Annotated in this window: 11 protein-coding genes and 1 pseudogene; 7 read left to right on the top strand and 5 right to left on the bottom strand. The window is 66.1% G+C overall.

Annotation, left to right across the window (positions count from 1 at the left end; genetic code table 11):
- The first annotated feature begins 65 nt into the window (after positions 1-65).
- The gene (locus tag ACQEVO_RS09530) at positions 66-686 is read left to right on the top strand and encodes a TetR/AcrR family transcriptional regulator (protein WP_432911089.1); all 621 of its coding nucleotides are present in this window, start codon (positions 66-68) and stop codon (positions 684-686) included.
- Positions 687-739: 53 nt separating this feature from the next.
- Positions 740-1,450, top strand: a pseudogene (locus ACQEVO_RS09525) (NADPH-dependent F420 reductase); the annotation flags it as partial.
- A 328-nt stretch (positions 1,451-1,778) separates the two neighbouring features.
- Here the strand turns inward: ACQEVO_RS09525 and ACQEVO_RS09520 are convergent.
- On the bottom strand, positions 1,779-2,261 hold the full coding sequence (locus tag ACQEVO_RS09520) for an Lrp/AsnC family transcriptional regulator (RefSeq protein ID WP_432911086.1): 483 nt from the start codon (positions 2,259-2,261) through the stop codon (positions 1,779-1,781).
- Between the two features lie 155 nt (positions 2,262-2,416).
- On the opposite strand from ACQEVO_RS09520, the gene pdhA reads away from it, so the two are divergent.
- From pdhA to lpdA, 4 genes are read left to right on the top strand one after another with little or no spacing between them, the layout of a single operon-like run.
- Entirely contained in the window at positions 2,417-3,499 is a 1,083-nt protein-coding gene (gene pdhA / locus ACQEVO_RS09515) for a pyruvate dehydrogenase (acetyl-transferring) E1 component subunit alpha (RefSeq protein WP_432911083.1), read from the top strand.
- Positions 3,499-4,479 carry an alpha-ketoacid dehydrogenase subunit beta gene (locus ACQEVO_RS09510; protein ID WP_432911080.1) on the top strand — a complete coding sequence of 327 codons (981 nt, stop codon included), beginning with the start codon at positions 3,499-3,501 and terminating at the stop codon, positions 4,477-4,479. The genes pdhA and ACQEVO_RS09510 overlap by 1 nt, the downstream gene beginning before the upstream one ends.
- A gap of 17 nt (positions 4,480-4,496) precedes the next feature.
- Positions 4,497-5,795 (top strand): dihydrolipoamide acetyltransferase family protein, encoded by a 1,299-nt coding sequence (locus tag ACQEVO_RS09505; protein ID WP_432911077.1) that lies wholly within the window; start codon positions 4,497-4,499, stop codon positions 5,793-5,795.
- 60 nt (positions 5,796-5,855) lie between these two features.
- The gene (gene lpdA, locus ACQEVO_RS09500; RefSeq protein ID WP_432911074.1) at positions 5,856-7,220 is read left to right on the top strand and encodes a dihydrolipoyl dehydrogenase; all 1,365 of its coding nucleotides are present in this window, start codon (positions 5,856-5,858) and stop codon (positions 7,218-7,220) included.
- Positions 7,221-7,274: 54 nt separating this feature from the next.
- On the opposite strand, the gene ACQEVO_RS09495 is transcribed toward lpdA, so the two are convergent.
- Positions 7,275-8,237, bottom strand: coding sequence for an alpha/beta hydrolase (locus ACQEVO_RS09495; protein ID WP_432911071.1), 963 nt, complete (start codon positions 8,235-8,237; stop codon positions 7,275-7,277).
- 120 nt (positions 8,238-8,357) lie between these two features.
- Here ACQEVO_RS09495 and ACQEVO_RS09490 point away from each other — a divergent pair, with 120 nt between their 5' ends.
- Complete coding sequence (locus ACQEVO_RS09490; protein WP_432911069.1) at positions 8,358-9,653, top strand: helix-turn-helix domain-containing protein; 1,296 nt, start codon at positions 8,358-8,360, stop codon at positions 9,651-9,653.
- Here ACQEVO_RS09490 and ACQEVO_RS09485 read toward each other — a convergent pair.
- The 3 genes from ACQEVO_RS09485 to ACQEVO_RS09475 form a co-directional block, all read right to left on the bottom strand.
- Positions 9,620-9,931, bottom strand: a complete 312-nt coding sequence (locus ACQEVO_RS09485; RefSeq protein WP_432911067.1) for an aldolase/citrate lyase family protein — start codon at positions 9,929-9,931, stop codon at positions 9,620-9,622. The genes ACQEVO_RS09490 and ACQEVO_RS09485 overlap by 34 nt on opposite strands.
- Before the next feature lie 4 nt (positions 9,932-9,935).
- Positions 9,936-10,889, bottom strand: a complete 954-nt coding sequence (locus ACQEVO_RS09480) for a phosphoglycerate dehydrogenase (protein WP_432911064.1) — start codon at positions 10,887-10,889, stop codon at positions 9,936-9,938.
- A 78-nt stretch (positions 10,890-10,967) separates the two neighbouring features.
- Positions 10,968-12,341 (bottom strand): cation:dicarboxylate symporter family transporter, encoded by a 1,374-nt coding sequence (locus ACQEVO_RS09475; protein ID WP_432911061.1) that lies wholly within the window; start codon positions 12,339-12,341, stop codon positions 10,968-10,970.
- Positions 12,342-12,379 lie beyond the last annotated feature (38 nt).

Raw genomic sequence — 12,379 nt, 5'->3', positions numbered from 1 at the left:
GTCTCCCCTTATAGTAGGAAAGTCTACGGAGATACTCTCCGTTTAGTCAATGTGAGGTGACCGCCATGCCTGAGAGCGCAACGAGCGGGGCTCGTGCCCCGCGGGCCGATGCCCGGCGCAACCGTGATCACATCCTCGCTGTCGCCGAGCGGCACTTCTCCGATCACGGCATCAACGGTTCGCTCGACGCGATCGCGAAACAGGCCGGCGTCGGCGCAGGGACCTTGTACCGGCACTTCCCGAACCGGGAAACACTGCTCGCCGCGCTGCTCGCCGCGCGCGACGAGGCGCTCGTATCCCGGCGCGATGAACTCCGCACCCGGTCGGCCGATGCCGCCGACGCACTCGCGGGCTGGCTCGACGCGCTCACCGAGTGGGCCGGGGCATTCGACGGGCTGCCGGAGCCGCTGCGAGCGGCGATGAAGAGCCCTTCTCCGCTGGCCGTGACATGCCAGGGATTCATTACGACAACCGAGGAGTTCTTGCACGCCGCCCAGCGCGAGGGGAGCGCGCGCAGCGAGGTCCGGGCCCGGGATCTCTTCCTGGCCGCGCTGGCCACGAGCTGGGCACGGAGTGCGGCCATGGCCGACGACGCGTCCGCCGCAGCCCTGGCCGGTCTCCTCAGAAGTGGGTGGGAGTCGACCACATCCACGATCCGCCCAACGGGCATCACCGACAACAGGTAGCCGGAAAGTCACGCCTCGTGCGGGCGTGAACACTCGTCAACAGCAAGGAGAGCACCATGAAGCGCATGGGAATTATCGGTAGCGGATCGATCGGAGCGGCAGTCGCCCGGCTCGCCGTCGCAGCCGACTACGACGTCCTCATCGCGAACTCGCGGGGACCGGAGTCGCTCACGGATTTGATCGACGAACTCGGCCCCCGGGCCCGGGCCGGCGAGGTCCGCGCGGCAGCGGAGTTCGGCGACATCCCGGTGCTGGCCGTGCCGCTGGCCGCGTACCCGAAACTGCCCGTCGACGCCTTCGCCGGGAAGACGATCCTTTCCACCGGGAACTACTATCCTCATCGCGATGGCCGCATCGAGCAGCTGGACTCCCTGGAGAGCACGACGGCCGAGTACGAGCAGTCGCTTCTCCCGGGCACGGTGATCGTCAAGGCGTTCAACAACATCCTCTTCCACCACATCCCGAACCTGGCATACTCCTCCCCGCGTACCGCGCTGCCGATCGGCGGGGACGACAACGAGGCCAAGGCGCGGGTCTCCACGATCGTGAACACCCTCGGCTTCGACACCGTCGACGCCGGAACCCTCGCCGAATCCTGGAGATTCGAACCGGAGTCCGGTGCGTACACCCCGATCTACGCCGCCGACCAGGACAAGTTCGCCGCAGACTACCTCGCCGACCCCGGAGCCCCCGTTCCGGCCAACCGCCTGCAAGAGCTACTTGCCGCCTCGCATCGTCCCGACGTCGCGGCGCGACAGTTCTGACGGCAGCGTTCCAGCGCGGTCCGGAAGGGCAACCTCGCCTGAGGTACCCTTCCGGACCCGCGTTCCAGTGGGCGGCGTAGGCGGGCGTGAACCCGTGTCGCCGTGCTGAATCCATGGCGGTGGAGAACCCCGGATGCCACACGTCCAGACGTCCGAACAACAATGTCGGCGCGGGGCTGTAGATCCGGATCGCCGCCGTCGGTTCCGGCGCCGCCGCGACCCGTCGCAGCAGCGCGACCCCGTAGGCCGCGTCGAGCACCGGGCCCTCGGGAAAATTTACAGTCGTGAGGTGCATGCTCCGCGCGCTGTCGTGCTGCGGGTCGGCCGTCTACACGCCGCCCTTGGTGCCGGCGATCTGCTCGAGCAGCGGTTTGGTCCGGTACGGAATGGCCTGCCGCATCGCGATGGAGACATTGGTGCGCTCGACACCGGGCACCGCCAGGATCCGCCCTGCCACCCGATACAGGTCGTCGGAGTCCGACGCCGCGACCTCGATGTGCAGGTCGGCCGGTCCGGAGATCCCGGCGACCTCGATCACCTCGGGGATTTCGGCGAGGTCTGCGATGACGTCTTCGAGAAGGTGCTGGTCGACGACCGCGGTGGCGAAGGCGCGCAGGGGAAATCCGAGATCACGAGGCGCGACCCGCCGGTCGAACGGCTGAAGCACATTGTCGGCATCCCACCGCGACAACCGCGACTGGACGGTGTTGCGGGCCAAGCCGAGGAGCGTGGCGATCTGGACCCCGGTGGCTCGCGGGGTATCGCACAGCGCCAAGAGGATGCGGGCATCGGTTCGATCGAAAGAAGGCATGCAGCGCAGTATTGCACAATACGAACTCTTCAGTTTGGTCACCCTGCGCATTTTCTTCATCAAGACTTGCGCATTCAGATGCCCAATGGTTGCGTGTGGCACACACCAAGTTCCCGCGCCGGTGCTCTGCCCGGCGGTTTCAGCGGAGGTAGCTCATGTTCGACACCGACGATCTGGTGCAGCTCGTCACGGAATCCGGTGAACGGCGAACCCACCCGGACTTCTCGCCGTACGTCGACGACATCGACCTCCCCGCATTGCGCGGGCTGTACGAGGACCTCGTGGTGGTCCGCCGCATCGACGCCGAGGCCACGGCACTGCAGCGCCAGGGCGAACTCGGGCTGTGGGCTCCCCTGCTCGGTCAGGAAGCCGCCCAGGTCGGCTCCGCACGAGCGCTGGCCTCCGACGATTTCGTGTTCGCCAGCTACCGGGAGCACGGTGTCGCCTACTGCCGTGGTGTCGATCCCACACACATGCTGCGATTCTGGCGCGGATCGACACATTCGGGCTGGAACCCGTTCGAGTACAAGATGACGACCCCCGCGATCATCGTCGGCTCCCAGGCACTGCACGCCACCGGCTACGGGATGGGCATGCAGTTCGACGGTGCCACCGGCGCGGTCATCACCTACTTCGGCGACGGCGCGACCAGCCAGGGCGATATCTCCGAGGCGTTCGGCTTCGCCGCCAGTTTCGCCGCGCCTGTGGTGTTCTTCTGCCAGAACAACCAGTGGGCGATCTCGGAACCGGTGAGCCTGCAGTCGCCGGTCGGTATCGCCGCCCGCGGCCGTGGCTTCGGGGTGCCGTCGGTGCGGGTGGACGGCAATGACGTGCTCGCCGTCATCGCGGTGACCAGAGCCGCACTCGAGCGTGCCCGCGACGGCGCCGGCCCCACCCTGATCGAGGCCGTGACCTACCGGATGGGTCCGCACACGACCTCCGACGACCCGACCCGGTACCGGCCGGCCTCGCTCGACGAAGAGTGGACGACCAAGGACCCGCTCGACCGGATCCGCGCCCTGCTCGACGCGGAAGACGCCGTCGACGAGGACTACCTCGCCCAGATCAAAGCACAGGCCGACACCACCGCCGCCGCGTTGCGCCGCGGCTGCCTGGAAACCGTCGAACCGGTCCCGATGTCGCTGTTCGACAACGTCTACGCCGAACCGCACCCGCTCGTCGACGAAGAACGCCGCCGCTACGCCGCCTACCTCGACACCCTGCAAGGAAGCCACTGATGACCGCCACCACCGTGCCACTGCGCAAGGCACTCAACGAGGGGCTGCGCCGCGCGCTCGAAGACGACGACAAAGTCGTGCTGATGGGCGAGGACATCGGCAGCCTCGGCGGGGTCTTCCGCATCACCGACGGCCTGCAGAAGGACTTCGGCCCCGCCCGCGTCATCGACACCCCGCTCGCCGAATCCGGCATCATCGGGACCGCCGTCGGCCTGGCCATGCGCGGCTACCGGCCGGTCTGCGAGATCCAGTTCGACGGCTTCATCTACCCGGCGTTCGATCAGATCGTCTCCCAGGTCGCCAAGCTGCACTACCGCACCAGCGGAAACGTGAAGATGCCCATCACTATTCGGGTTCCTTACGGCGGCGGGATCGGCGCCATCGAACACCATTCCGAATCGCCGGAGGGGTACTTCGCCGCGACCGCGGGCCTGCGGGTGGTCACCTGCGGCAATGTCGGCGACGCCTACACCATGATCCAGCAGGCCATCGCCTCCGACGATCCGGTGCTGTTCTTCGAACCCAAGCGTCGCTATTCGGAGAAGGGGCAGCTCGATCCGGACGCCGAGGCGTTTCCGCTGTACAAGGCGCGGGTGCTGACCCCTGGCACCGACGCCACCCTGCTGGCATACGGGCCACTGGTCACCACGGCGCTGCGGGCCGCCGAAATCGCGGCGCAGGAGGGTCGTTCGTTGGAGGTGATCGACCTGCGCTCGATCTCGCCGCTCGATCTCGACACCATCGCCGAATCCGTCCGGCGCACCGGCCGTCTGGTGATTACCCACGAGGCGCCGGTCTTCCTCGGCATCGGCGCCGAGATCGCCGCTCGGATCACCGAACGCTGCTTCTTCCATCTCGAAGCCCCGGTCGAGCGGGTCGGCGGATTCACCCTGCCGTACCCGCCCGCCAAACTCGAAGAACACTTCCTGCCCGACGCCGACCGCATCCTCGACGCCGTCGACCGTACCTTCGCTGCGTAGCACCAGGAGATCAGCCCGTGCCGACCATCAAGACCTTTCTGCTGCCCGATCTCGGCGAAGGCCTCACCGAGGCGGATCTGCTGAGTTGGAATGTCGCGATCGGTGACGTGATCGAGCTCAACCAGATCATCGCCGAAGTCGAGACCGCCAAGGCGTCGGTGGAACTGCCGTCGCCGTACGCGGGCACGGTGGTCGCCCTGCATGCCGCCGTGGGCGACACGATCGACGTCGGTAATCCGTTCATCGACATCGAGACCCCTGAGGACGATCTCGCGCCGAAGGCCGCCGGGCCGACGACCGGATCGACGGAAACGGCCGAACGCACGCCGGTGCTGGTCGGCTACGGCGCGGCCGGTGAACGCACCAGTCGGCGTCGAGGTGCCCGGGCGGCCGCCGGTCCGGTCGCCGAGCCGACCCCGGCCACGGTTTCCTCCCCCGGTCGTCCGCTGGCTCCGCCACCGGTTCGGTTCGCCGCCAGGAACGCCGGTGTCGACCTGGCCGATATCCCGGCGTCCGGCAGCCGAGGCCAGGTCACCCGCGACGACCTCGACCGATACTTGAGGGCCTCTGCGCCCGTGAAGCCGGTCGCCGAGCCGGTCGGCACGCGTGTGGTCGCAGACGAGGAGCGCACGCCGGTCAAGGGCGTCCGCAAGCACACCGCCGCGGCGATGGTGCGCAGCGCATTCACCGCCCCGCATGTCACCGAGTTCGTCGACATCGACATCACCCCCACCTTGGAGCTGCTCGAACAGCTCAGGGATAACAAGCATTTCGCCGGTGTGCGGTTGACGCCGCTCACGCTGGTGGCCAAGGCGCTGTTGGTTGCCTTGCGCACCAACCCGTCGTTGAACTCGTTCTGGGACGAGGACGCACAGGAGATCGTCACCAAGCGCTACGTGAACCTGGGCATCGCCGCGGCCACCCCGCGTGGGCTGATGGTCCCCAACATCAAGAACGCCCAGACCCTCGGCCTGCGCGATCTCGCGCAAGCCCTGTCCGAACTGACGACCACCGCCAAAGAAGGCAAGACCGGGCCCGCCGACCTGGCCGACGGCACGATCACGATCACCAATGTCGGCGTCTTCGGCGTAGATTCCGGTACCCCGATCCTGAACCCCGGCGAAGCCGCCATCCTGTGCTTCGGGTCCATCCGTCGTCGCCCGTGGGAGTACCAGGGCGAGATCGCCCTTCGCTCGATCACGACGCTGAGCCTGTCGTTCGATCATCGCCTCGTCGACGGCGAGCAGGGGTCGAAGTTCCTGGCCACCGTGGCCGCCGTCCTTTCCGACCCGCTGAACCTGATCGCACTGAGCTGACCGGCCCCGTGCCGTCAGCCGACTTTCGCGTCCCGCTGCGGCGCATCTCGAGGAGTTCCCATGTCCGATAATCCCGACGTCCTGATCCTCGGTGGAGGATCAGGCGGCTATGCGACCGCCTTTCGCGCCGCCCAGCTGGGACGCACCGTCGCCCTGATCGAAGAGGACAAGGTCGGCGGCACCTGCCTGCATCGCGGGTGCATCCCGACCAAGGCGCTGGTGCACGCTGCAGAAGTCGTCGACACCGTCAATCACGCTGCCGCCCTCGGCATCGACGCCACCCTCGGCGGCATCGATGCCGAGGCGGTGCATGCTTACAAGGACGGCATCGTCGAACGCCTGTACAAGGGCCTGCAGGGGCTGGTGCGCAGCCACAAGATCGACCTGGTCGCCGGGCGCGGCCGGTATGTGGGCGGAACCAGCGTGGAGCTGGCCGGGCGGCGCATCACCGGGAAGTCGCTGGTGCTGGCCACCGGCTCGCAGGTCCGGGGGATTCCCGGAGTCGAAATCGGTGGCCGGATCCTCACCAGTGATCAAGCCCTGACCTATCCGGAGGTGCCCCGGCGCGCGATAGTGCTCGGCGGCGGTGTCATCGGTGTCGAGTTCGCCGGTATCTGGGCCTCGCTGGGCGCCGAGGTCACCATCATCGAGGCCTTGCCCCGCCTGGTCGCCGCCGAGGACGAGTGGACCTCCGAACAGCTCACCAAGGCGTTCCGTAAGCGTGGCATCACCATCAGGACCGGCACCCGATTCTCCTCCGCCACCCAGGACGACACCTCGGTCACCGTCACCGTCGACTCCGGCGACACCATCGAGGCCGATGTCCTGCTGATCGCGATCGGCCGCAGTCCCCGCACCGACGATCTGGCCGAGCACGGCATCGACCTCGACGACCGCGGCTTCGTCCAGGTCGACGACCGGCTGCGCACCTCCACACCCGAGGTGTACGCCGTCGGCGACATCGTCGCCGGTCCGCAACTCGCCCACCGGGGATTCCAGCAGGGTCTGTTCGTCGCCGAGCAGATCGCGGGGCAGCCGATTCCCGCCGTCGACGACGTGAACATCCCTCGGGTCACGTACTCGAATCCCGAGGTCGCCTCGGTGGGACTCACCGAAGCCCAAGCGCGGGAACGCTTCCCGGCGGTAGAGACCACCGTCTACGACCTCGCCGGCAACGGCAAGAGCCAGATCCTCGGCACCAGCGGCGGCGTCAAACTGGTGCGGGCCGGCGGCGGTGCCCTTGTCGGCATCCACCTGGTGGGGGAACGCGTCGGTGAACTCATCGGCGAGGCGCAGCTGATCGTCAACTGGGGAGCTCATCCCGACGAGGTCGCCCAGCTCATCCACGCCCATCCCACCCAGACCGAAGCCCTGGGTGAGGCGCACCTCGCGCTGGCCGGACGACCGTTGCACACGCACGGATAGTCCGCACGGTGTCCGGCTATTGCCACCCGCTACGGACACTGCGGAAACAGAAGTCTATCGGTCGTCCACTTGGTCGCGGAAAATCCATCGGAGGGTCTCGGGAAACACTGCCCCTCCGTGGCGGAGGCTGTGACCCCCGTTCCCGAAAACGAACTGAGAGTCATAACGGCGGTATTTCAGAGACGCATCCATGTCGTAGTTGGCGATGGGGATGCTCCCGAAAATGAGGTCGAGGTCGCGTGACCCTGTCTGATGCCAAATCCTGATCGGCTTGCGCGGTGTCTGCCGAAACATCGTGGGGAGCTCGTGGGCACCGCGGATATTGATGAAGCTGCCGCAATGCGAGATGACATTACCGAAATCCTGCGGACGATGGAACGCCGCTGTCATGGCGCAGGCACCACCCGAACTGATCCCGCAAATAACGCGACCCCGCGGGTCATCAGTAAGCCGCACCTTCCTGCGAACGACCGGAAACAACTCCTCTACCAAAAATCGCGCATAGTCGCCGTTGACCACGTCGTATTCGATGCTGCGATTGTGGTTCCCCCCGAAGATAGGGTAGCCGGGACCACTCTCACCGGCGCAGACAAACAGGCCGGCAGTCATAGGAATCTCGCCCTTGTGCACGAGGTTGTCGAGGACTGTGGTCGCCCGGAGCTGCGGACCGACGTAATAGGGGCCGTCTTGGCATACAAGGAGGTTGACGGATTCAGCTTGGTCGGCACCGTGCGGAACGTACAGGTACACGCTTCTGGCGACGCCGGGGTAAACAAGGTTACTGACCCAGCGGAAGCGGTAATACGTGCCGGAAGGCACACCTTCTTGCGGCAAGGAATCAGCGCTCAGCTTGTAGTCGGAAACCACATCATCTCCCAGCGCATATGCAGCCCTGTCTTTACCGGAGACATTGTGAGCCGCGAAGACATCCCCGAGCTCTGCGTCAGGGTCGATCTGTCCGGGAGGCAATCCAACGACCTCGAGCTCGACAGTTTCAGCCTGCGAGTGCTGGGGCATCTAGCAACCACTTCCTTCTCTATTGACAGTAGCGCGACGAGCCGCATCATTCGCTTGCCGGTCGTCGCCGATCGCCATGACGGGTCCAGACGCAAACTCGTCCGTCGGTAACCTCGCCGAATGATCCTCGGTACCGGTGCGCCGGTGTCCCTGCTCACATTGACCGCAGCTCAGGTTAGGAATCGTTCACGTCGGACCGACACGGAAAAAGACGCCAACAAAGCCACAAAACGCGCCAAAAGCCTCCCATTGCCGCGTGATGGCGCAAGATGCAAACGTACTGGCGGGACTTCCGATGCCTGCCGGAGCTGCCGTTTCGACAGAGCTATCGAGCGGCGGCCGCCGAACCCGCGTAAGGAGGCAGCAGTGAAGCTGAACTCGTATCAGAACCTTCGTGTCGCGAACTTCAGCGTCCACGCGCTGCGCCGAATCCTCGAAGAAGCGGGTCTCGACTGGAGAACAGCACTTGTCAACGCCGAGATCGACCCCGATGCCGTGAACCGCCCGGGTGGCACCATTCCGGCGAAGAAGGAGCTCGCCTTTCAACTCGAGTTCGTCACGCTGACGAGAGATCGCGTCGATCTCTGGCTACGCGCCGCACGGGCCTACACCACTGCCACGGTCGGCGCCCGCGGAATGGCTCTCGCGACCGCACCGACCATTGCGGCCTGGGTCGAAGCCGTGAATGCAGTCGACTACTCGCCCGGACTTCTCGAGATCGGGGCGCTCCGGACATCCGACGGCACGGTGACGGGCGTCCAGTTCACCTACCCCGACACCGCGAAAGAGCTGATCCCGTTCAGCGCTTACCGCGACCTCTATGCCACCAGCCGTTCGTTCGAGTGGCTCTACGGCGGCCGATTCCCGTTCACTCGCATCGAATTCCCGTTACCGGAAATCTCGCCCGAAGCATTGACCTATATCTCCGCCAACGTGGTCGAATGTGGCTCCGAGACATTGCGGCTGTGGTGGGATCCCGTGATATCGACAGAGGAACTCCCTTTCGGGAACGCATTCCAGCACGCGGCATGGATCAAAGCGGACACCGAAGTTCTCGACTCGTTCCGGGCGACCGGCGACTGGCCCGATACCGTCGCCAAAGCCATCAGGGCCGCGCCGGCGCTCAACAGAAAACTCGCGAATGTCGCCGCCACGCTGCAGGTCTCACCGCGCACGCTGCAGCGCAAACTCGAACTCGCAGGCCACGATTTCGCCGAGCTACGCGACGAGATCCTGTGTGACCTCGCCTGCGATCTGCTCTCGAATTCCGACCATTCCATATCCCGGATATCCCGGACGTTGGGCTACAAGGACGCAGCCAGCTTCACGATCGCCTTCAAGCGGTGGCGGGGGATGCCGCCGTCCGCGTACCGGGACGCCGCTCAGTACCGACCGGACAGCGGAACCCCGGAGTAGCCCGGTCCGGCCGGGCTCGGCTTCGCGGACGGCCGACGGCCGCCACCGCCGCCCTGGCACGCGGTAACCACCTCATCGAAGGTTGCAAGCCAGTGCGCGACCTCGGCGCGGGCGGCGGGCTTGCGGGTGGGATCGACAGCGTCTTCGATATCGAGCACGATCTGGTCGGCGGCGCACTGTACGGCGCGGTCGACAGCGCCGGGCTCGGCGACGTTGACCAGCAACCAGGAGCGGGCGATGGTCGCCTCGACTCGGCGTGTGGTGTGTTGCGCGGTCATCTGTTCACCGTTCCGGTCGGTCGACGGGATGAGCGGGTTCGCGGCCCGCCAGGACATCGATAACGGCATGCGCAGCCGAAAGGCCCGCGCGCAGGCGGGCTTCGGTGGTCTGTCCGGCCAGGTGCGAAGTGATGATCACATTGCCGAGGTCACGCAGCGGGCTCTGGGCCGGCAGTGGTTCGTGGCCGAGGACATCGAGTGCGGCGCCGGCGATTTCGCCGGTGCTCAGGGCTTGTGCGAGGGCGTCTTCGTCGACGAGGCTGCCGCGGGCGGTGTTGATCAGCACGGCGGTGGGTTTCATCGTTTTCATGCGGGCGCGGTCGATCAGGTGGTGGGTGTTCCGGTCGGCGCGGCAGTGCAGGCTGAGGTAGTCGGCTGTGGCGCAGACGGTGTCCAGGTCGAGGTATTCGATATGGGTGTCGGCCGGGTCGGGGTGGGCGGTTGCCACCGCGACCGTCATACCGAAGGCGTGAGCCAAGCGGGCTACGGCTCGGCCGCTGGGGCCGTAGCCGACGATGCCGAGGCGGGCGCCGCGCAGCTCCCGGCCGGCGTGCCGGGGCCAGCCTCCGCCGTGAACGCCGGCGAGCACCGCGGGGAGTTGCCGGGCGGTCATCAGCATCAGGGCCATGGCCATTTCGGCGACGGCGTCGTGGTTGACGCCCGGGGTGTTACAGACACGGATACCGTGGCGTGCCGTTGAGGCGAGGTCGACCGATTCGTAGCCGACGCCGCTGCGGGCGATGACCTTCAACGATGGTGCGTGGTCGAGCATGTCGGCAGTGACCGGTTCACTGGCAATGATCGCGGCGTCCACCCCTTCGAACAGCCTCAGGGCCGCGTCGCGGCTGCGGGGGCCGGTGGCCGGGGAATAGCGCACAGTATGACCGTGGCGGTGCAGCAGCTGGTCCACCTCGTCACCGGGCGCTAGGTAGTCGGTGGTCACCAACACTGTTGCCATTGGATTCCTTTCACTGAGGGACGCGAGTTCCCGGGGCGGGGCCGGCGCCCCCGCTCCGGACTCTTCATGAAGGGCGATTCAGCCCACCGATTGTTTGTCGTCCACCGGTTGTGCGCCGGCATCGGCCACCGGTTGTGTACCGGCCACCGGCTGTGCGCGCTTCCCGGCGAGCACGGCGCGTGCCTTGTCTCGGTCGAAGTCGTTTTCCCACTTCCCGATCACGATCGCAGCGAGGGCGTTGCCGAGTACATTGATGAACACCCGGCCTTCGTTGAGGATGCGGTCGATCCCGACGATCAGCGCCAGCGCGGCCAGCGGGATATGCCCGACCGCGGTGACCGTGCTGGCCAGGACGATGAAGGCGCCACCGGCGATACCGGCCGTGCCTTTGCTGGTCAGCATCATCACGCCGACCATGACCAGCTGCTGCTGCCAGGTCAGGTCGATGCCGACCGCCTGTGCCAGAAACAGCGAGGCCATGGTCAGGTAGACCGCCGAGCCGTCGAGGTTGAACGAGAATCCCGACGGGATGACGATGCCGACGACGGGTTTGCCGACACCGAGTTCCTCGAGCTTGCGAACCAGTGCGGGCAGCACCGCCTCGCTGGAACAGGTGCTCAACGCCACCAGCAGCTCGTCTTTGAGGTACCGCATCAGCGCGATCAGGCCCAGGCCACACGCCCGCGAGATCGCGCCGAGGATCACCACGACGTAGACGATGCAGGTGCCGGTGAACAGCAGGATCAGATATCCCAGCTGCTGCAGGCTCTCGGCACCGTACTTCGCCACCACCATGGCCAGGGCGCCGAAGGTACCGAACGGCGCCAGGCGCATCACCCAGCTCACGATCTTGAACACCACGGTCGACAATGCCGCGATACCGGAGGTGATCGGTGCGGCTTTCTCCCCCGAGACGTTGAGCGCACAACCGAGCACGATGGATACCATCAGCGCGGCCAGGATCTCGTTGCCGGTGATCGCCCCGAACAACGAACCGGGGATGATGTTGTCGATGAACTCGACCACACCGGGTGCGTGCTGGTCGTGACCCGGGATGGACTCGGCGTCGAGTTCGTCCAGATTGATCTTCATACCCGCACCCGGTTTGAAGATGTTGGCCACGACCAGCCCGATCAACATCGAGACCAGAGACAGGACGATGAAGTAGCCCAGCGCCTTGGCCCCGATCCGGCCGGCTTTGCGCAGGCTGTCCATCGAGGCGATACTGGTGGTGACGACACAGAACACGACCGGCACCACGATCATCTTGACGATATCGATGAACCAGTCGTTGAGCGGGCTCACCGCGACGCCGACGCCGGGCCACAACAGGCCGACCGCGATACCGAGGACCGCCCCCAGCAGGACTTGGAACCAGAGTTCGGACAGCAGCCGGACCAGCCGTGAGCGGCGTGGCCGGGTGGGATCCGGTGACGTAGTGGCAGTGGTCATCATGTGCTCCTTTGCACATCGGAGCGGGTAGCGGCCCC

Source organism: Nocardia sp. CA-290969, assembly GCF_050936135.1.
Taxonomy (GTDB): domain Bacteria; phylum Actinomycetota; class Actinomycetes; order Mycobacteriales; family Mycobacteriaceae; genus Nocardia.
Note: the sequence above shows the minus strand (reverse complement) of the source record. Positions and strands in the feature narration are given on the sequence as shown.

Excerpts from the sequence above, each read along its gene's own strand:
- lpdA (WP_432911074.1), top strand. The coding sequence starts at position 5,856 with ATGTCCGATAATCCCGACGTCCTGATCCTCGGTGGAGGATCAGGCGGC.
- ACQEVO_RS09530 (WP_432911089.1), top strand. The coding sequence starts at position 66 with ATGCCTGAGAGCGCAACGAGCGGGGCTCGTGCCCCGCGGGCCGATGCC.
- ACQEVO_RS09520 (WP_432911086.1), bottom strand. The coding sequence starts at position 2,261 with ATGCCTTCTTTCGATCGAACCGATGCCCGCATCCTCTTGGCGCTGTGC.
- ACQEVO_RS09485 (WP_432911067.1), bottom strand. The coding sequence starts at position 9,931 with ATGACCGCGCAACACACCACACGCCGAGTCGAGGCGACCATCGCCCGC.
- ACQEVO_RS09495 (WP_432911071.1), bottom strand. The coding sequence starts at position 8,237 with ATGCCCCAGCACTCGCAGGCTGAAACTGTCGAGCTCGAGGTCGTTGGA.
- ACQEVO_RS09510 (WP_432911080.1), top strand. The coding sequence starts at position 3,499 with ATGACCGCCACCACCGTGCCACTGCGCAAGGCACTCAACGAGGGGCTG.
- ACQEVO_RS09480 (WP_432911064.1), bottom strand. The coding sequence starts at position 10,889 with ATGGCAACAGTGTTGGTGACCACCGACTACCTAGCGCCCGGTGACGAG.
- pdhA (WP_432911083.1), top strand. The coding sequence starts at position 2,417 with ATGTTCGACACCGACGATCTGGTGCAGCTCGTCACGGAATCCGGTGAA.
- ACQEVO_RS09490 (WP_432911069.1), top strand. The coding sequence starts at position 8,358 with ATGATCCTCGGTACCGGTGCGCCGGTGTCCCTGCTCACATTGACCGCA.
- ACQEVO_RS09475 (WP_432911061.1), bottom strand. The coding sequence starts at position 12,341 with ATGACCACTGCCACTACGTCACCGGATCCCACCCGGCCACGCCGCTCA.